General features: G+C 76.0%; 15 protein-coding genes and 2 pseudogenes. 7 read left to right on the plus strand and 10 right to left on the minus strand.

Features of this window, described 5'->3' with window-relative positions:
* Positions 1-26 precede the first annotated feature (26 nt).
* On the minus strand, positions 27-2,174 hold the full coding sequence (locus E4N63_RS06240) for a phage holin family protein (RefSeq protein WP_374112695.1): 2,148 nt from the start codon (positions 2,172-2,174) through the stop codon (positions 27-29).
* Positions 2,175-2,385: 211 nt separating this feature from the next.
* Positions 2,386-3,288 (minus strand): ketopantoate reductase family protein, encoded by a 903-nt coding sequence (locus E4N63_RS06245; protein ID WP_230240167.1) that lies wholly within the window; start codon positions 3,286-3,288, stop codon positions 2,386-2,388.
* A gap of 248 nt (positions 3,289-3,536) precedes the next feature.
* Between E4N63_RS06245 and E4N63_RS06250 the strand changes: the two genes are divergently transcribed.
* A complete protein-coding gene (locus E4N63_RS06250) occupies positions 3,537-4,316 on the plus strand; it encodes an MBL fold metallo-hydrolase (RefSeq protein WP_125626335.1) in 780 nt (259 codons plus the stop codon).
* A 23-nt stretch (positions 4,317-4,339) separates the two neighbouring features.
* Positions 4,340-4,984 (plus strand): VTT domain-containing protein, encoded by a 645-nt coding sequence (locus E4N63_RS06255; RefSeq protein WP_267134412.1) that lies wholly within the window; start codon positions 4,340-4,342, stop codon positions 4,982-4,984.
* A 30-nt stretch (positions 4,985-5,014) separates the two neighbouring features.
* Here E4N63_RS06255 and E4N63_RS06260 read toward each other — a convergent pair whose 3' ends face one another.
* From E4N63_RS06260 to E4N63_RS06270, 3 genes are all read right to left on the minus strand, one after another.
* Positions 5,015-6,241 (minus strand): MBL fold metallo-hydrolase, encoded by a 1,227-nt coding sequence (locus E4N63_RS06260; protein WP_374112860.1) that lies wholly within the window; start codon positions 6,239-6,241, stop codon positions 5,015-5,017.
* A 277-nt stretch (positions 6,242-6,518) separates the two neighbouring features.
* A complete protein-coding gene (locus E4N63_RS06265; RefSeq protein ID WP_308188656.1) occupies positions 6,519-7,808 on the minus strand; it encodes a pyridoxal phosphate-dependent aminotransferase in 1,290 nt (429 codons plus the stop codon).
* Positions 7,809-7,929: 121 nt separating this feature from the next.
* A complete protein-coding gene (locus tag E4N63_RS06270; RefSeq protein ID WP_230240168.1) occupies positions 7,930-8,730 on the minus strand; it encodes an ANTAR domain-containing response regulator in 801 nt (266 codons plus the stop codon).
* 242 nt (positions 8,731-8,972) lie between these two features.
* Here E4N63_RS06270 and E4N63_RS06275 point away from each other — a divergent pair, with 242 nt between their 5' ends.
* A complete protein-coding gene (locus E4N63_RS06275; protein WP_230240169.1) occupies positions 8,973-10,265 on the plus strand; it encodes a PAS domain-containing protein in 1,293 nt (430 codons plus the stop codon).
* Positions 10,266-10,416: 151 nt separating this feature from the next.
* Here E4N63_RS06275 and E4N63_RS06280 read toward each other — a convergent pair whose 3' ends face one another.
* The 5 genes and pseudogenes from E4N63_RS06280 to E4N63_RS06300 form a co-directional block, all read right to left on the minus strand.
* Entirely contained in the window at positions 10,417-11,226 is an 810-nt protein-coding gene (locus E4N63_RS06280) for a SigB/SigF/SigG family RNA polymerase sigma factor (protein ID WP_230240170.1), read from the minus strand.
* A gap of 596 nt (positions 11,227-11,822) precedes the next feature.
* Positions 11,823-12,077 carry a DUF4235 domain-containing protein gene (locus tag E4N63_RS06285; RefSeq protein WP_019706331.1) on the minus strand — a complete coding sequence of 85 codons (255 nt, stop codon included), beginning with the start codon at positions 12,075-12,077 and terminating at the stop codon, positions 11,823-11,825.
* An 11-nt stretch (positions 12,078-12,088) separates the two neighbouring features.
* On the minus strand, positions 12,089-12,358 hold the full coding sequence (locus E4N63_RS06290) for a DUF3618 domain-containing protein (protein WP_125626619.1): 270 nt from the start codon (positions 12,356-12,358) through the stop codon (positions 12,089-12,091).
* Positions 12,355-12,778: pseudogene (locus E4N63_RS31420) on the minus strand (phage holin family protein). Before E4N63_RS31420 ends, E4N63_RS06290 begins: the two are co-directional and overlap by 4 nt.
* A 399-nt stretch (positions 12,779-13,177) precedes the next feature.
* A complete protein-coding gene (locus E4N63_RS06300) occupies positions 13,178-13,423 on the minus strand; it encodes a DUF6158 family protein (RefSeq protein WP_230240171.1) in 246 nt (81 codons plus the stop codon).
* 267 nt (positions 13,424-13,690) lie between these two features.
* Here E4N63_RS06300 and E4N63_RS06305 point away from each other — a divergent pair, with 267 nt between their 5' ends.
* The 4 genes and pseudogenes from E4N63_RS06305 (at position 13,691) to E4N63_RS06320 (ending at position 17,662) form a co-directional block, all read left to right on the plus strand.
* Positions 13,691-14,857, plus strand: coding sequence for a Vms1/Ankzf1 family peptidyl-tRNA hydrolase (locus E4N63_RS06305; RefSeq protein WP_125626943.1), 1,167 nt, complete (start codon positions 13,691-13,693; stop codon positions 14,855-14,857).
* Positions 14,858-14,973: 116 nt separating this feature from the next.
* Entirely contained in the window at positions 14,974-15,363 is a 390-nt protein-coding gene (locus E4N63_RS06310) for a DUF2795 domain-containing protein (protein ID WP_039823346.1), read from the plus strand.
* Between the two features lie 251 nt (positions 15,364-15,614).
* A complete protein-coding gene (locus E4N63_RS06315) occupies positions 15,615-16,064 on the plus strand; it encodes a CBS domain-containing protein (protein WP_125626942.1) in 450 nt (149 codons plus the stop codon).
* Between the two features lie 88 nt (positions 16,065-16,152).
* Positions 16,153-17,662: pseudogene (locus E4N63_RS06320) on the plus strand (bifunctional phosphatase PAP2/diacylglycerol kinase family protein).
* The last annotated feature ends 135 nt before the right edge of the window (positions 17,663-17,797 follow it).

Below are 17,797 nucleotides of genomic sequence, written 5' to 3' on the forward strand. Positions count from 1 at the left end.
CCAAGCCGCCCCGGCCGCCCCTGCGGTCAGCCGACGCGTTCGCCGGGGCCGCCCGCCGGGGGCGACAGCGGGGTCCCGGGGGCCTCCGTCTCGGCCAACCAGCGGCGGAACACCCGGTGCACCGCCTCCGCCCCGGTGAGGATCTCGCCCTCCGGCACCGGAGGCGACAGCTCGGCGGGGCGGAGCAGGAAGGCGTGGCCCTGGGACCCGCCGAGCCCGCCGTGCGAGCCGATCTGCGCCTCGAAGGCGTGCACCCGGCCGGTCGTCGGGTCGTACGCGGAGTTGATCATGATGTCCGCGGCATGCGGGAAGGCCGCGGTGCGCCGGACCGCGTCCTCGGCCTCCGGGCCGAAGGGCGCCAGCGGGTCCGGGCCGATGACGACGCGCTGGTCGAGCCGGTGCTCGCCGCCGTGCGGGCCCAGCACCACCGCCCCGTACTCCTCGCTGTGCACCAGGACGAACCCGATACCGGGGTGCTCGGCCAGCGTGCCCAGCAGTGCGGGGTGGCGGCGCTCGATCTCCTCCCGGCTGACCCTGCCGGGCAGTTCGGGGAAGCTGATCAGCCCGAGGTTGCCGGAGCCGAGCACGACCGGCCCGGCGCCGCGACCGCGCCGGGTCTCCTTCTCCTCCTCGTCGACGCGGTGCAGCGCCGCGCGGGCCACCGCCCGTGCCTCGGCGCCGGTCACCTCGCGGTCGGCGCGCCGTCCGGCCAGCGGCCGGGAGCCGGACCGGCCGCCGCGGCAGCCGATGCGGACCAGTTCCTCCAGGGTGATCCCGTAGGCCTCGGCGAACGTCCGGCCGGGGCTCTGCCCGTGATCGGAGAGAAGCACGATGCGGTAGGCGCGGGGCGCGTGGGCGGCGGCCTTCGCGATCAGCCGGACGCTGCGGTCGAGCCGGGCCAGCACCTGCTGGGCGTCCCGGCTGTGCGGGCCGGAGTGGTGGGCCACCTCGTCGTAGGCGACGAGGTCGGCGTAGACCACCGTGCGCCCGGCGAACAGGTCGCCGATGACGGCCGCGACGACCACGTCCCGGGACACGACGGTCGCGAAGGCGCGGATCAACGGGTAGAGCCCGCCCCGCTTGACGCGCGGCTCGTCCCCGCGCATCCGGGCCCGCACGGCCTGCACGATCTCGCGGAACACCTCGGCGGTGAAGGACAGAGCGGTGCGGGTGGCGTTGGCCGGGTCGGAGAAGTACGCGAAGTAGCCCGCTCGGGAGCGGATGCCCCGGCCGCGCCGGGCGGCCACGGAGAGCACCAGGGCGAGCTGCTGCGCGCCGCCGCTGAAGAGGTTGCCGCGGCTGGCGCCGTCCTCCGCCAGCAGCCCCCGGTCGCCGGTGCGCTCGACGGCGCGGCGCTGGAGTTCGGCGACGCTGCTCGGCGAGGAGCACACCATGACGCGGCCGGTCTCCTTCTCGTACCAGCGGAAGGCGGGGACGTCGTGGTTGGTGCCGTGCAGAATGCCGAGCTGGCTGGCGCCGGTCTGGCTGGACCAGTCGGTGCGCCACATCGACAGCCGGTGGCCGCCGGTCTCGATCCAGGAGGCGACGGTCTCCATCACGGGCGGCAGCACCCGGCCGGTACCGGGCAGGGTGCGGGGGGTGACGGCCTCGCTGAGGACGTCGAAGCCCACCCCGTCGAGCTGGAGGAAGAGAGTGCCCGGCCGGGCGGGCAGACCGTCCTCGCCGGTGCGCCGGGGGCCGGGCCGGTGCCGGTGCGCGAGCCGGCGGAGCCGCCGCCGGTAGGCGCCGTCGTCACGGACGGCGAGAGCGGTGCTGGTCGCCGAGGCGACGGCCGACATGATGGCGGCCACCGCCACGGCCGTCTCCGGTCCGGCCTCGCTTCCGCCGTCGGGGACCAGCCGCAGGGCGAGCAGCAGCATCGAGCCGTTGAGGAAGAACACCAGAATGCCGAGGACGAAGGCCGGCACCAGCAGCAGCGCGCGGACCAGCAGCGGCCAGACCAGCGCGCTCAGCAGTCCGAAGGCGCCGGCGCCGATGGCGGCCGTGCGCGCGATGGTCGTCGGGCTGTCACCGCTGGGGGACTGGATGCGGAAGTCGGGCAGCAGGCCGGCGAGGATCAGCATCGTCAGCGTGCTGACCGCCCACACCGCGAGCACCCGGAACACCGCGCCGCCGACGGCCCGCCATCTGCCTCGTACCACGCACGTTCCCATCTCGCCGGTCCGCCCGCACCGTCCGGGGTACGGGCCGGCTCCAGACTGTCACAACGGGGCGCGGACCACGGCGGACCGCGTGGTCGTGAACCGTCCGGCCGGAGTGCGCCCGGCGCCCGGCCGGGAGCGGGGGCGACGGGAGCAGCCGGGTCCGGGAGGCCGGCTCGTTGCCTTACGGGCGCGGGGGGCGTGAACGGTGGAGGGGCCGAGTTCAGGACCGCCCGGTGCGGGCCCGCAGTTCCGCGACGATCTCCGCGGTGAGCGGGGCCGGGAGGCCGTGGCGTTCGGCCGCGCGGAGCACCGAGCCGCCGATCGCGTCGAGCTCCAGGGGGCGGCCCGCCTCGGCGTCGCGCTGCATCGAGGACTTCATGGAGCCGGGGGCGCCCTCCAGGAAGCCGAGCACCTCCCCCGGTTCCGTGGTGGCGCCCGCGGCGCGCGCGACGGCGCCGATCTCGTCGAGCAGGGCGAGCAGTTGGGACCGCCGCTGCTCGCGGACCGCGCCGACCGTGGCCCCGTAGCGGGTGGTGAGCAGGGCCATCGGGGCGAGGAAGACCAGCTTGTCCCAGAGCAGGGCGGTCTCGTCGTCCCGTACGGTCGCGCCGAGCCCGGCCTCGCGCAGCAGTGCGGCGGTGCGGTCGAGACGTTCGCGGGGCACGGTGCGGCCGGCGAGTTCGATGCCGGCGAAGGGGCTGGTGTGCTCGATGCGGCCCGGGGCGACGCGGGTCGACTCGACGCGGATCGTCGCGGCGGCCACCTGCTCCGCCGGATAGCGCTCGCGCAGCGGCCCGAGGTGATCGGCCCCGTTGAGGAGCGGCAGCACCAGTCCGCCGCCGAGAGCCGCCGCCGGCACCCGTTCCAGGGCGTCGGCGAGCGCGGTCTCCTTGACGGTGACGAACAGCAGGCCGGCCGGCTCGCGCAGTTCGGTGTCCGCCTCGACCAGTACCCGGAACGCGCCGAAGCGCCCGCTGGTCACGTGCAGGCCGTCCTTCCGCAGCGTTCCGGCGGTCTCCGCTCCGGCGAGGCACACCACGCGGTGCCCCGCGCGGGCGAGCAGCGCGCCGACCAGTCCTCCGACGCCGCCCGGGCCCAGTACCGCCACTGTCGTTGGGGTCACGGTCACTCTCCTTGCCGCCGGTCTCGCCGCGTCCTGCAGTCCGCCCCGCCACCCGGGGCTGCCCCACCGTACCGACCGGCGGGTACGAGAACGGTCGCGGGGCAGACGGTGCGGGAGCGGCGCGGCCGTGCGGAGGTGGTCCGGGGTACGGCCCCGGCCGCCGCAGCCCCCGGCGCCGTACCCGGCCGTGCGGCTACGCTCGGCAGGGAGACGCCGCCGCGGCGGCGGAGACCAGGGAGGTGTGGCGGGTGCCGGTCGAGATCACATGGTGGGGCCATGCCACCGCGACCGTGACCGATTCCGGGGTGCGGGTGCTCACCGACCCCCTGCTCGTGCAGCGGCTGGCGCATCTGCGGCGCCGCCGGGGCGCGGTGCCCCCGCCCGAGGCCGCCCTCGCCGACGTCGTGCTGGTCTCCCATCTGCACGCCGACCATCTCCACCCGCGCTCGCTGGCCCGGCTGGAGCCGGGCACCCGGGTGCTCGTGCCGCGCGGGGCGCTCGCCGCGGTGCCCGCGCTGCGCCGGCTGGCCGCCGGGACGCTGCGCGTCACCGAGGTCGCGCCCGGTGACGAGACGAGGGTCGGCGATCTCACGGTGCGGGCCGTGCCCGCCGCGCACGACGGGCGCCGGCTGCCCTACGGGCCCCGCCGCTCTCCCGCCCTCGGCTATGTGCTGCGGGGCGAGTCGACCACCTACTTCGCGGGGGACACGGGCTTGTTCGACGAGATGGCGGATGTGGTGGGGCCCTGCGACGTGGCGCTGCTGCCGGTCGGCGGCTGGGGCCCGTATCTGGGCAGCGGCCATCTGGACGCCTCGCGCGCCGCCCGGGCCGCGGCCCGGCTGGCGCCGCGGTGCGCGGTGCCGGTGCACTACGGCACGTTCTGGCCGATCGGCCTGGACGCCGTGCGGCCGCACGAGTTCCACTCCCCCGGCGAGGAGTTCGTCCGGCACGCGACGGCGCTCGCCCCGGAGGTGGCCGTGCACCGCCTGGAGCACGGGCAGAGCGTGCGGCCGGAGGTCGCGCGGTGACCGACGGGGCCGTGCACCGGGCGCTGCCCGGCGCGGTGGGAGACCTCCTCAGCTGGGTGCCGGCGACGTCGCCGCAGACCTTCGTGGGCTACCCCTCGCTGTTCCTGCTGGTGGCGCTGGGGTCGCTGGTGCCGGTGGTGCCGACGGGCGCGCTGGTGAGTTCGGCGGCGGCCGTGGCCCTCCACCACCAGCTGCCCGGGCTCACCCTGCCGCTGGTGTTCGCGGTGGCGGCCCTGGCGGCCTTCGCCGGTGACGTCCTCCTCTACTGGCTCGGCCTGCGCGGCGTGCGCTCGGACAGCGGCTCCCGCTGGCTGCGGCGGCTGCGGGACCGGGCGGCGCCCGACCGTCTGGAGGCGGCACGGCGGAAGCTGGACGAGCGCGGGGTGACGGTGCTCGTCGTGTCCCGGCTGATGCCGGCCGGGCGGATTCCGGTGATGCTGGCGTGCCTGCTGGCGAAGATGCCGATGCGGGACTTCGTCCGCGGTGACGCGCCGGCGAGCCTGGCGTGGGCCGGGGCCTATCTGCTGATCGGCATCACCGGCGGTTCGCTCTTCCCAAAGCCCTGGCAGGGGGCGCTGGCGGCGGTGGCCCTGGCCCTGGCCATCAGCGCCGCCCCGGCCGGCTGGCGCCGGGTCCGGGACACCGGCCAGCGCGACACGGCGAGCTGACCGGCCCCGGCGGGTCCGGGCGGGCCCCGGTCACTCCTCCGGGAGGACCCGGGAGCCGCCCACCGGGAGGTCCCAGAGCTGCCCGCGGGGGCGGCCGGTGCGCCGCCAGGCGGCGCGGACCCGGGTGAGCGGTTCCAGCGGGGGCTCGGCGGAGAGCAGGAACGTCGCCCAGTGCATCGGCGCCATGTGCCGCGCGCCCACGTCCAGACAGGCCTGCACGGCCTCCTCCGGGTCGGTGTGGACGTCGCGCAGCATGTCGGAGGGGTCGTAGGCGCCGATCGGCAGCAGGGCGAGGTCGATCCCGGGCAGCCGGGCACCGATCTCCGCGAACCAGTGGCCGTAGCCGGTGTCGCCCGCGAAGTACACGCGCCGGCCCGCCGGGCCGGTCAGGACCCAGCCGCCCCACAGCGAGCGGCAGGTGTCGGTGAGGGTGCGCTTGCTCCAGTGGTGGGCCGGGACGAAGTCGAAGCGGACGGTGCCGCCGTCCCGGGCGGGCAGTTCCACCGCCTCCCACCAGTCGAGTTCGGTGACGCGGGTGAAGCGGCGGCGCCGGCACCAGGCGCCGAGCCCGGCCGGCACGAAGAGGTGGGTGTCGCGCGGGAGCCTGCGGAGCGTGGGGCCGTCGAGGTGGTCGTAGTGGTTGTGGCTGATGACGACGGCGTCCACCGGGGGCAGGTCCTTCCAGGGGACGCCGACGGGGGTGACGCGGGACGGGGTGCCGAGGATGCGGCGGGACCACACCGGGTCGGTCAGCACGGTGAGCCCGCCTATCCGCACCACCCAGCTCGCGTGGCCCGCCCAGGTCACGGCGACCGTGCCGGGCCCGGCCTCCGGCAGCGGGCCCGGCGCCACGGGCAGCTCGGAGACCTCCGCCAGGGCCTCGGCGGGGGGCCGCGACACCCCTTCGCGGGCCAGCCGCGCGAGGCCGGCCACCCCGGCGGGCAGCGGCGCGGTGAGCCGGTCGGCGAAGGACCGGGGCCAGGTGCGGGTCTCCCCAGCGGGCGGGGCTCGGGCAGCGGTCCGGTACGGGGCGGGGGCCGGGCCCGGTGCGGTGGCCGTGGCGGTGCCGGGGGCGCCGCGGCGGTGCCGGGACCGGTCCCGGTCTCGGTGGCGGCGCCGGTTCGGGTTCCGGTTCCGTAGCCGATACGGCCGCCGGTCCCGGTGCCGGTACCGATTCCGGTGAGGAAGCGCTCCTGCCGTTCCGTCATCGCTGCTCCCTTGGCTCTCCGCGGTGCCCTGCGGCCCGCTCCCTACCAGGCGTCACGCCTTTGCCGTATGCCCCCTTCCGTTGACAACGTTCCTCCTTCTGTCCGCCTGCCCGGACGGACGGTCCCGGACCCGTCCGGTGCCACGCCTCACCCGTCACGCCACCTGCTGCCGGAGCGCCGTAGTTGGCGGAACGGGGACGATCGGAGCCGCAGCCGCCACCACCGGGGCGGCCGGGCCGGAGCCGCCGGACGCGGGCCGAACGGTGCCGGACCACCGGCCGGTCCGCGTCCGGCGGCGGCGGGGGTCCGTGCCCGTCCCGGTCCCGTCATCCGCCGCTCCACTCGTCGAAAGCCCTTGTCACCAGGGTCAGCGACCGGGCCGCGTGCGGCGAGTCCAGCGGGTCCGCGGCGGTGAGCGCCCGGAGGCGGCCGGGCCCGTCCGGGGCGAGCAGCGGCTCGGTGGTGAACCGGACGCGGAGCGCGTCGGGAGGATCGCCGAACCGGTGCCCGCCCGCCACGGGGAAGCCGAGCCGCCGGGTGAGGTGGAGCTCCAGCTCCACGGAGTCGCCGATCCCCCGGGCGGCCAGCGCGTCACCGAACGGACCGAGGTCGGCGTAGACCCGGTCCCCCGCGCGTGGCGGACGGCAGAGGGCGCCGTGGCGGACGACGGTGCGGTACAGGGCGGCGGCGAGAATGCCGTGCAGCCGGGCGGCGGCCCGGAGCCGCTCGGTGACGTCGGGCGGCTCGGTGAGGGCGTGGGTGACGGCGGCGGCCAGCGGCGCCCCCGGCCCGGTCCGTGTCCCGGCGAGTACCCCCAGTGCGGCGGCGCGCAGCCCGGCACCTTCCCGGCCCGCCGGGAAGCGGGCGATCGCGGCGGGCCAGCCGGGCGGCAGCAGCGTGGTCCCGAGCCCGGCGAGGACGACGACGTGTTCGGGCAGCATCTCCGCCGGGCTGACGAACACGGGCCGGCCCCGCCCGGCACGCGCGGAATCGCCCGGCGCGGCCGCGGCATCCGGGGTGTCCGGGACCGACACGGGGGACGGGTGGAGCGCGTCGCGGTCCGTCTCGTCGCTGATGATCAGCAGACCCTCGCCGGCCGCCGCTTCGCACACCTCGTGCAGCAGTTCGGGGGGCGCGGTGGTGCCCGTCGGGTCGTCGGCCGGCGACAGGACGAGCACGCGAGGGGTCCCGCCCTCCGCCCGCACCCGGCGCACGGTCTCCAGCAGGGCGAACGGATCGGGCACACCCCCGCACTCGGCGGGGACGGGCACGGGGTAGGCCGGGCGGCCGAGCACCAGCGGCTGCGCCGAGTGCCACGGCGCGCACGGCCGGGTGGTGAAGACGTCGCCGCCGGCCGCCGCGAGCAGCGCGAGCAGCAGGGGCTGCGGGCCCGCGGCGGCCAGCAGCCGCTCGGGTCCGGTGGCCAGTCCGCGCCGGGCCCAGTAGCCGCGGGCCGCGTCGAGCAGTTCCGGTCCGCCGCCCACCGGCTCGGGTGCGCCGCGGCCGGCCGACGCCGCCAGCCGTTCGGCGAGTCCGGGGAGGACGGGCAGGCCGGAGGGCTCCACCGGCGGCCCGAAGAGGGCCGGGCCACGCGGCTCCGGTGGCATCGGCTCCATCGGGTACCTCCGTCGGGCCTGGGCGGTGTGACGGCCCGCTCCTTCCACCTTCGCAGATCCCGCCCGGTCGGCAACGGCGGGCGGCCGTGCCGCGGCACCGCAACGGCGAGTGCAGCGGCGGCTACGGACGGGAGCGCGGCCGTTCGCGGGGCCCGGCCGGGCGGCTGCCCGCGAGCCGGACGATCTCCGCCTCCGCGCCCCGGCCCCGGCTGCCGACCAGGGCGGCGGCCAGCTCGGACAGCTTCCGGTTGGTGCGCTGGGACATGGTGCGGAGCAGACCGAAGGCCGTGTCGGCGTCGCAGCCCAGGACGTGCATGATGATCCCGCACGCCTGGTCCACCACGGGGCGGGCCCGCAGCGCGGTGCCGAGCTGGTCTATCTCGGCGCGCAGCCGGCGCTGTTCGATGCCGCGGACGATCTCGCTGGTGGCCAGGTCGCCGAGGAGTGCGGTCACCCCGCGCTCCGGGTTCACGAGGCGGCCCGGACGGAAGCCGTAGACGGTGAGGGTGACCAGGAGGTCCTCCCGGCGGAACGGCAGGGTCGTGCTGGAGCGCACCCCCGTCTCCAGGGCCCGTGTCCGGTAGCGGGGCCAGCGTTCGTCGTGCAGCAGGTCCTCCGAGGCGGCCGGGCGGCCGGTCTCCAGAACGGCCGGCACGGGGCCCTCGCCGGTCTCCCATTGCACGGTCACCAGCGGCGCGAGGTCGGGGTGGGTCACGGCCGTACGGAGCGGGGCGGCGGAGAACGCCGCGGCGGCGCCCCGGGTGCCGGAGAGCCCGGAGAGGGGGACGGCGGTCGCCCCGGCACCGCAGCACCAGGGATTGGACGCGGCGGCCTGCTCGGCGAGCCGCGCCAGGCTGGGCTCGGAGGTGTCGGGCACCGTCTCCGGCGCGGGGTCCGGCTCACGTTCCCTGTGCTCGGGCATATCTGGGGACAGCCCTCCTTACGCTCCGAGGTCACACATCCGCACCGGTGATCAGGCTCTCACCGGTCTGAAGCCGTACAGTTCCCCCGGTCTCCCCCCGTCCGGCCGCCTGCCCGGGCCGGGACCGGCAAAACGGGCACGGACGTCCTTCCGCCCGCCGGGGCCCCGGCGGCCCTCTGCCACCGCCCGCACCCCGGGTGGCGTCCAACTCCCCGGCGGGCTGGTGCGGTTACCGTGGGCTCATGGGCGAGACCATCGATTTCGGTGCCGAGCTGGCGGATTTCCGCAGCCGGGTCGCGGAGTTGCAGTCCGCACGTTCGCTTCCCTCCGAGGAACGGGGAGCGGCCCTGGACACCGCGCTGTTCGAACTCCAGCACGTGGCGGACATCCTGTGGCCGCGGTTCGAGAAACTCTCGGCGGCGTCCGCACGCGACGGCACCCCCCGGGAGAATCCGGAACTGCGGCTGCTGCGCGGCCTCTTCCAGCGGCTGCCGCTTCCGGTGGTGCTCATGGACCGCACCACCGTCGTCCGGCGGCTCAACGTCGCCGCCGGCGAACTCTTCGCCCTGCGGGCCGGGTACGCCACCGGCCGGGCGCTGACCGGTGCCCTGGCGCACGACACCCGCGCGGCGTTCCGCTCCCAGGTGGCCGCCGTGGCGCGAGGCGAGGGCAGCCGCAGCCTGCTGGTCCGGCGGCTGCCGGAGCCCGCCCCGGAGGGCGGGGGGAGCGCCCTGCGCGCGAGCCTCACCGCCCTGCGGCCACCTGACGAGCAGCGGCCGGCCGTGTTCGCCGTCTTCCAGACCGTCCCCGCGGGAGAGGCGGAACGGGAGCCGCGCCGCGTACCGGGGCGTGCGGCGGACCGCACCGGCTCCACCCGGCTCCCCGCGCCGCCGCCGCGGCTGCCCCGCCCGGACCTCGCCGAGGTGTCCCGGAACGCCGAACTGATGGACCTGGTCGACGACATGGCCGCCGCCCTGCTCGCCGCCTCCCCCGGTTCCCCGGAGGACGTGCTCGGCCGGGCGGCCCGGCTGCTGCACGGCCGGTTCGCCGACTGGGTGATCGCCGACCTCGCCCCCGTCCCGGGCGACGGCGGTACGCCCGGCCCGCTGCGGCGGCTGGTGGTGCTGGGCCCGGACCCGCGGCCGGAGCCGGGCACGGGGCCGGCCGGCCAGGACCCCGCCGACTGCCCGCTGGTGCTGGACGCCGTACGGGACGGGGTGCCGGCCCTGCGGGTGCGCCCGGAGGACCCGGAGGCCTTCGGGCGGGACGCGTCGGGCGCCGCGGTGCTGGTGTCGGCGCGCGTGACCTCGCTGCTCTGCGTACCGCTGTGCCCGCCGCCCCGCGAGGGGCAAGCGCCGGCGCCGGGTACGGCCGCGCCGTCCGGGGCGCTGACCCTCTTCCGTACGGGCGGGCGGCGCGCCTTCGAGATGGCGGAGGCGGGAGCGGTGCACCGGATGGCCCGGCATCTGTCGCTGGCCCTGGGCCGCGCGGCCGGGCGGGACGCCGCGCCCGCCGGTCCGGCCTCCCCGGCGTGAGGCCCGTACGGCTCGGGGGCCGGGGCGGCCCGCGCTCCGTCCCGGCGGCGAACACCGGCAGAGAACAACCGCCCCGCCGGCCGGGAGCACCGGGGCGGAGCGGCCCGGGGAACCGAACCGCCGGGCGGCTGCTGGCGGCCGCCCGGCCGGCTCAGTTCGCGTCGGCCATCACCTGGTCGCAGAGCGTGGCGCAGGTCCGGCTGATCAGCCGGGAGACGTGCATCTGGGAGATCCCGAGCTGCTCGGCGATCCGGCTCTGGGTCATGTCGCAGAAGAACCGCATGTAGAGGATCTGCCGCTCGCGTTCCGGGAGCCGGCTGAGCTTGGGCTTGATCGCCTCCCGGTCCACGATCCGGTCGAAGCCCGGCTCGGCCTTGCCCAGGGTGTCGACGAGCGCGTAACCGTCCTCGGAACCGGGGAGTTCCGCGTCCAGCGACAGCGGGGTGAAGCTGTCGAGGGCCTCCATGCCGAGCAGCACGTCCTCCTCGGACATCCCGGTGTGCTCGGCGACCTCGCGGATGCTGGGACCGCGTCCGTCGAGGGTGGTGGAGAGTTCGCGGTACGCCACCCGGACCCGGTTGCGCAGTTCCTGCACCCGGCGAGGTACGTGCAGGCCCCACATGTGGTCGCGGAAGTGCCGCTTGACCTCGCCGACGACCGTCGGCACGGCGAAGCTCTCGAAGGCGGTGCCGCGGTCCGGGTCGTACCGCATCACGGCTTTGACCAGGCCGAGCGCGGCCACCTGCTGGAGGTCCTCGATGGACTCGCCCCGGTTGCGGAACTGCCGGGCCAGCCGTTCGGCCATGGGTATCCAGGCGCTGACGACCCGCTGGCGCAGGGCGTCCTTCTCGGGGCCGTCGGGCATCCGGGAGAGCCTGCGGAAGTCTTCGGCGGTGTCGGGTGCGTCGTCGTGCGGGTGCCTCGAGCGAGGCCGCTTGGTGTGAGCGCGTACGGTCGTCATGAGGATCTCGCTCCCAGGACGGTCGGACTTGGTTCACCGTGGGAGCAGGCACGACATACGGGGCCGAGGCGCGCTCGGGGCCGCAGACAGAGCTGGTCCCACGGGCGTGCCTACGGTCCGAAGCACGGTTGTCGCTTGCCCCCGGGCCCGGGCCGCAAACACACGGCCTTCGAGCCCTTCCGGCAGCGGCGGGAGCCCGCTGGAACAGGTTCACTTCCATGCTCCACCAGGTCCGCCGGGTGCGCGACCGGAGGCATCGCCGACCGTCTCCCCCAGCCCTGCGAGCGTCACCTGCGTTCTGGAGAACCCGCAGGTGGGAACGGTGTTGACCGGGCCGGTGCCCCGCCCGCCCGGCCGCCGGGGCGGACCGAAGCGGAACCTCCGGGCGGTGCCGCGGCACGTTCGGCACCCCACGGTGGACGGCCGGGCCGCCGACGGCCGCCGCGCTCGCCGGTGCGGTGCGCCCCCGGCGGCCCGGCGGGGCATCCGACGATGCTTCCCCGGGGACGGAAGCGCCCCGGCCGGGAGGCCGGGGCGTCGCCGTGGCGGCCCGGGAAGGCACGGGCCGGCGGGGCCGGCCGTCCGTCCGGACGCGGTCAGTCGTTCGTCGGCCAGCTCCCGGTCACCCGGCGGACGCCGTTGGCGCCGCTCCGCTCGACGACGGCGCGGACCCCGCCCACGATGGCGCCCTTGACGATGGCGGGCGGCAGGATCTGCGCCCAGGTGTAGTCCGGGTCGGTGGGCTCGGGGGCCTCGTCCTTGTCCGAGACCCGCTTCCAGAGCTGCTTGAAGAGGGCACCGGCGATGACACCGCCGAGAATGCCGAAGAGCGCGCTCAGAATCTTGTACACCGTGCTCACGTTCAGCCCTTGCCCTTCTCCGCGCGCTTGCCGCGTATCACCATCAGGACGAGGAGCAGGGCGACACCGCCCGCCACGGCGGCGAGCGGCGGTCCGCCCAGCCGTTCCGTGGCCTGCCCGGCCTGCTCCCGCACCTCCTCCTTGATCCCGGCCGCCCGGGCCCTGGCGCGGGACTTCACGTCCGCGCGGGCCGCGAGCTGCTCCACCGTGTCACCGAGCCGCTCCCGCGCCTGGATCACCTCCTGGCGCAGTTCCTCGGGAGTGCTCGTCATCGGTGTGCCCTCTCCTTGATCCGTTCGACATCGGCCTTCATGCCGCTGATCGCCTCCTCGGGCATCAGCGGTGCCGCTTCCCGGGTCTGCTTGCGGCCGAGCGCCGCCAGGATCCCGGCGAAGGCGAAGAGCGCCGCCGCCCCGATCAGGGCGGCGGCCCACACCGGCAGGACCAGGGCGAGTGCGGCGATCCCCGCCGCCACCAGCGCCTGGAACGCCACGAAGGCCACGACGCCCGCCCGCCGAACAGCCCGCCCCGAGGCCGGCCCGCTTGCCCTTGCGGGCCAGCTCGGCCTGGGCGAGCCGCATCTCACCGCGTACCAGGTCGGACAGTTGCTCGGCGGCCTGCTTGACGAGGTCGCCTGCCGACGGTTCGCCGGTGTCGCCTCCGGGCGGCCGTCGGTTCACGGTCGTGGTCACTGGTGTCTTCCTCCCTCATGAACATGACTTCCTCGTAGCGGCCCAGTGCCAGGACGAGGCCGAGCATGGCCATCGGTATGAGTACGGCGAAAACCGCCATGGCCCTGGTCCTTCCCTGGGGAACTGTCACGCTCTGTGACGAACGTCACGGGCCTTGAAGGCGAGTGACCATTCCCTTTGGGGTCAAACCGGACTTCCTGCTGGCCGATGGGCTCATCCGTCACCGGGTAGGGCTCGGACCCGGGATCCCTGAATTCCCGGGCCCGAGCCTTCCTTTTCCCCACTCACGGCCACTCCGGCCGTGCACCGGGTCCCCCGGCCCGTATCCGCCAAACACCGCGGCGGGCCGGCGGGACCGGAACTCCGGGGAGGGGGCCGCGGCCCCCTCCCCGGAGCGGCTCAGGGCTCACGGGACCGCGCCCCCTCCCGGGTGCGGGAGGGCGTCACCTGACGGCGCGGGTGGCGCCGCAGATACTCGCCCTCCAGTTCGGCCATCCGCGAGTTGTGAGCGTCCAGCGCGTCCGGCGCGCCGTGCAGCAGCGTCTCGTGCCGGGTCCGGTGGACCGACTCCAGCTCCTTCAGCAGCTGCCGCTCGTCCAGGTCGGCGGGGTCGACCCCGGCTCTCCGCCGTTCCGCGTCCGCCATGGCTCCACCTCTCTCGTCGTCTCTCGCCTCGCGGTCCCGCCCGCGTGCGGCGGGCCCGGTCCGCTCGTGGCCCCGTCCGTGCGTGCCGCGTCCTCTCCCGTCGTCTTCTCCGTCACCGGCCGCGCAACCCCCCGCGGCCGGGTTCCCACGGTTCCGGCGTTCCCCCGCGTCCGGCCAGGTCTCCCGGGAGACCGGTGCCGGCCGTGTTGCCGTGGATCCATCGGGTACCCGGTTCGCACCACCGATACAGACAGTTCGGAGGAAGCAATGGAACTCGCATTCCTCAACCCGGTCGTGGAGCGGCCCGGCCCCTGGGCGTCGGTCTACTTCGACACCTCCCGCGCGTCTCAGTACGCCTTCAAGGAGCAGGAGCTGGCGGCCCGCGAGGCCTGTGACGAACTGGCCGCGCAGGGCGCCGACGAGCGCACCTGCCGCACGCTGCGCGACGTGCTGAGCGAACTGCCCCGCACCGGCGCTCCCGGGCGGGCCCTCTTCGCCACCGGTGGGGAAGTCGTGCTGGACGTGCCGCTCGGCGAGGCCCCGCAGGGCCGCTCGGAGGTCAGCTGGTCGCCGGTGCCGCACCTCGGTCCGCTGCTGGAGCACCGCAGCGAGAACCCGCGGTGCCTGATCGCGTACATCGACCGCAAGGGCGCCGACTTCGAGGTCCGCGACGACTACGGCCGTGAGGAAGCCGGGCACCAGGAGGGGCAGGACTGGCCGATCCACCGCAACCGGCACGGCGCCGACTGGTCCGTGCGGCACTTCGAGCTCGCCGTCGAGGAGACCTGGGACCACAACGCCGGGGAGATCGCCAGGGCCCTCGCGGAGACCTGGGAGGAGACCGGCGCCCGGATGCTGGTCCTCGCCGGGGACGTGCGCGAGCGCCGCGCCGTGCACGACCGGCTCCCCGAGCCGCTGAAGTCCGCCTGCACCGAGACCGAGTACGGGGGCCGGGCCGCCGGCGCCCGCCGGGAGCGGCTGGACGAGGCGGTGGACGAGGCCCGCGAGAAGTACGTCCGGCAGCACACGGCGGAACTGCTGGACCGGTTCCGCTCCCGCCGCGCCCAGGTGCCCGGCGATGTGCGGCACGACGCGGCGGAGGGCGTGCCCGCGCTGGTCGAGGCGGCGCGCGAGCACCGCATCGGCTCACTCGTCATCCGGCCCGACGGACCCGACGTGCACCGCGAGGTGTGGGTGGGCCGCGAGCCGGACCAGATCGCCGTACGGCACACCGACATCCCGTACCTCGGCGACACCGAACCGGTCGCCGTCCGCGCCGACGACGCGCTGCTGCGCGCCGCGGCCGCGAGCGGCGCCGAGGCAGTCGTCGTACACCGCCCGGAGGACGTCGACGGTGATCTGCCGTCCGGCGGGCTGGGCGCCCTGCTCCGCTGGCCCAGTGCCCGCGGCGAACGTCTGGAGGAATCACTGTGACCCTCAGGAACCCCCTCCTCCGCAACCCCTTCCGCCGGAATCACCGCGCGGGTCGCCCGCCCGACCCGGCGGCGGGCCAACAGCAGCGCGGAACGAAGCAGCAGCGGGAGGACCACATGCAGCGAGGCAGCGACCGGCTCAACGTGCACCACGACGACGAGATGAAGCACCAGCTCCAGGGGATGCTCCGCTCCGGGCACTCCACCCGGGCGGAGGAGTGGCACGACCCCGAGCCCAGCGCCGAGGACGACCCCGACACCACGCTGCGCCCGGCCCCGACCCCCGGTGTCAGCGACGAGGCCGAGGCGGAGGCCCTCCGCTCCGAACTCGCCCGCTACTTCGGCCGCACCCCCTTCCCCGGGCGGCGCGAACAGCTCCTGGGCACGCTGCGCGAACGCAACGCCCCCGAACGGCTGGTGGAGGTGATCGGCACCCTCCCGGCGGACCAGGACTACCGCAATGTGCAGGACGTGATGGTGGCACTCGGCCGCAAGCCCCGGTCCTGACCCGGGACGGCGGGCCGCGGTCCCGGCGCGGGACGGGTGAGGTCCCGGGCCCGGACGCGCGGACACGCGTTCGTCCCACCCCGCGCCGCGCCGGCCGCCGCGCCCCCGTATCCCCGCATACGCCGCGCCCCCGCGGGTACTCCGGGCCGGAGAACGAACCCCGCTCCCCGCCCTGAACCCGCGGGGACGGCGTGGGGACGGGGCCGCGACGGGGCCGCCGGGCCCCGCGCCCCCGAGGAGGCGACGAAGCCATGGCACACGGACAGGCAGAACACGTACGCGACGTCATGACCCCCGCGGTGACGGCCGTGCGCCCCGACGCGTCACTGGTCGAGGCCGCCGAGCTGATGCGCACCCACGACATCGGCGACGTCGTGGTCGTCGAGGACAGCCGGCTCATCGGCATCCTCACCGACCGGGACATCACCCTCCGCGCGGTGGCCGAGGGCGTCGACCCGCTGACGGTCAGCGCGCTGTCCGTCTGCACCCCGCGCCCCGTCACGGTCGGGCCGGACGAATCGGTCGACGCCGCCGTGATGCTGATGCGGACCAACGCGGTCCGGCGGCTGCCCGTCGTCGAGGACGGCAGGCCGCTCGGCATGGTCAGCATCGGCGACCTCGCCCTGGTCCGGGACCCGGGCTCGGCCCTCGCCGACATCAGCCGCGCCGTCCCGGACACCTGGCCGGTCCAGGCGGTCTGACCCCGCCGGTCCTGCCGGATCCGCCGGTCCCGGCGATCACCCGCCGGCGGAAGCGATGCCGCGACCGGCAGCGGGTATGCGTCTGTCCATGACGGACGACACGAGGGGCCGCTGGCACCGACGGCTCAGCGAAGGGGACCGGGCGGTGTTCGCCCGGGTGGCCGCACACCACTGGCCCGCCGGGGACCGGTTCCTGCCGCGCCTCACCCACAGCGCCAACCACGGCCGGCTGTGGTTCGGGCTGGCCGCCGGCCTCTGGGCCTTCGGCGGCGCCCGGGGCCGCCGCGCGGCCACCCGGGGGGTCGCCTCGCTGGCGCTCGCCTCGGCCACCGTGAACACCCTGGGCAAGCGCTCGGTGCGCCGCGACCGCCCGATCATCGACGCCGTGCCGCACCTCCGGCGCGCCAAGCGGCAGCCGACCACCACCTCCTTCCCTTCCGGGCACTCGGCTTCCGCCGCGGCCTTCGCCGTGGGCGTCGCGCTGGAGTCCCGGCCCTGGGGCACGCTGCTGGCCCCGGTCGCCGCCGCCGTCGCCTTCTCCCGCGTCTACACCGGCGTGCACTACCCGAGCGACGTCGTCGCGGGTGCCGCCCTCGGCGCCGGGGCGGCCTACACCGTCCGGGGCCTCGTGCCGTCGCGGCACCAGCTGCCGCCCCCGCCCGCCCGCGCGGCGACGCCCCGCCCTTCCCGCCGGGGAGGGCCTGTTCGTCGTCGTCAACCCGCTCTCCGGCGCCATGCCCCACCGGGCCGACCCGGTACGGCAGTTGCGGGCGGCGCTGCCCAAGGCGGAGATCGTGCGCCACGACCCGGACCGGGCCCCGCTGACGAGCACGCTGGAGACCGCGGCGCGCGACGCGGCGGAACGGGGCGGCGCGCTCGGCGTCGTCGGCGGCGACGGCACGGTCAGCGCGGCCGCGACGGTCGCGCTCCAGTACGGGGTGCCGCTCGCCGTCCTCCCCGGCGGCACCTTCAACCACTTCGCCTCCGACCTCGGTGTGGAGGACATCCAGGAAGCCTGCGCCGCCGTGACGCGCGGCGAGGCCGTCCGGGTGGACGTGGGCCGGCTGACCCCGAGCGACGGCCCCGGCGCCCTGCGCGAACCGACCTACTTCCTCAACACCTTCAGCCTCGGCTCGTACCCGGAGCTGGTGCGGCTGCGCGGGCACTGGTCGCCGCGGATCGGCGGACCCGCCGCGACACTGCTGGGCGTGGCGCACGTGCTGCGCACCTCCCGCCCGGTGAAGGCCGTGGTCAACGGCGTGCCGCGCTCCATGTGGCTGCTCTTCGCCGGCAACGGCGCCTACCGCAGCGTGGGGCTGGCCCCGGTTCGCCGCTACGACCTGGCGGACGGCCTGCTGGACGTCCGGGTCGCGCACGGCGGCCGCTTCGCCCGCACCCGCCTCGTCGCCGCGGCGCTCACGGGTGCGCTGGCCCGGTCCCCCGTCTACGCCGCCGCGCGTCCGCGCCGGCTGCGGGTCTCGGGACTGCCGACCGGCACCCACATGGCGTACGACGGCGAAGTGGCGCCCGCTCCCCCGGCCTTCGTCATCGACAAGGCGGAGGAGGCGCTGACCGTCTACCGGCCGGTCCCGGACTGAGGGCACACCGGCGGCCGGCTCTTCCGGCGCACCGGCTTCACGGCTTCCGCCGCCTCGCCGCCTCTCCGGCGCTCCCCCTCTCCGGCCTGGAGCCACATTGTGAGACACCGTTCTCGTGATGCGAGACGCCGGTCT

The sequence above is a fragment of the Streptomyces sp. MNU89 genome, from assembly GCF_020982505.1.
GTDB classification, from domain to species: domain Bacteria; phylum Actinomycetota; class Actinomycetes; order Streptomycetales; family Streptomycetaceae; genus Streptomyces; species Streptomyces xinghaiensis.

What these genes read in the sequence shown, in the direction of transcription:
- E4N63_RS06240 (WP_374112695.1), bottom strand. Translation starts at nt 2,174, where the DNA reads ATGGGAACGTGCGTGGTACGAGGCAGATGGCGGGCCGTCGGCGGCGCG.
- E4N63_RS06265 (WP_308188656.1), bottom strand. Translation starts at nt 7,808, where the DNA reads ATGGAGCCGATGCCACCGGAGCCGCGTGGCCCGGCCCTCTTCGGGCCG.
- E4N63_RS06270 (WP_230240168.1), bottom strand. Translation starts at nt 8,730, where the DNA reads ATGCCCGAGCACAGGGAACGTGAGCCGGACCCCGCGCCGGAGACGGTG.
- E4N63_RS06275 (WP_230240169.1), top strand. Translation starts at nt 8,973, where the DNA reads ATGGGCGAGACCATCGATTTCGGTGCCGAGCTGGCGGATTTCCGCAGC.
- E4N63_RS06280 (WP_230240170.1), bottom strand. Translation starts at nt 11,226, where the DNA reads ATGACGACCGTACGCGCTCACACCAAGCGGCCTCGCTCGAGGCACCCG.
- E4N63_RS06290 (WP_125626619.1), bottom strand. Translation starts at nt 12,358, where the DNA reads ATGACGAGCACTCCCGAGGAACTGCGCCAGGAGGTGATCCAGGCGCGG.
- E4N63_RS06300 (WP_230240171.1), bottom strand. Translation starts at nt 13,423, where the DNA reads ATGGCGGACGCGGAACGGCGGAGAGCCGGGGTCGACCCCGCCGACCTG.
- E4N63_RS06305 (WP_125626943.1), top strand. Translation starts at nt 13,691, where the DNA reads ATGGAACTCGCATTCCTCAACCCGGTCGTGGAGCGGCCCGGCCCCTGG.
- E4N63_RS06310 (WP_039823346.1), top strand. Translation starts at nt 14,974, where the DNA reads ATGCAGCGAGGCAGCGACCGGCTCAACGTGCACCACGACGACGAGATG.
- E4N63_RS06315 (WP_125626942.1), top strand. Translation starts at nt 15,615, where the DNA reads ATGGCACACGGACAGGCAGAACACGTACGCGACGTCATGACCCCCGCG.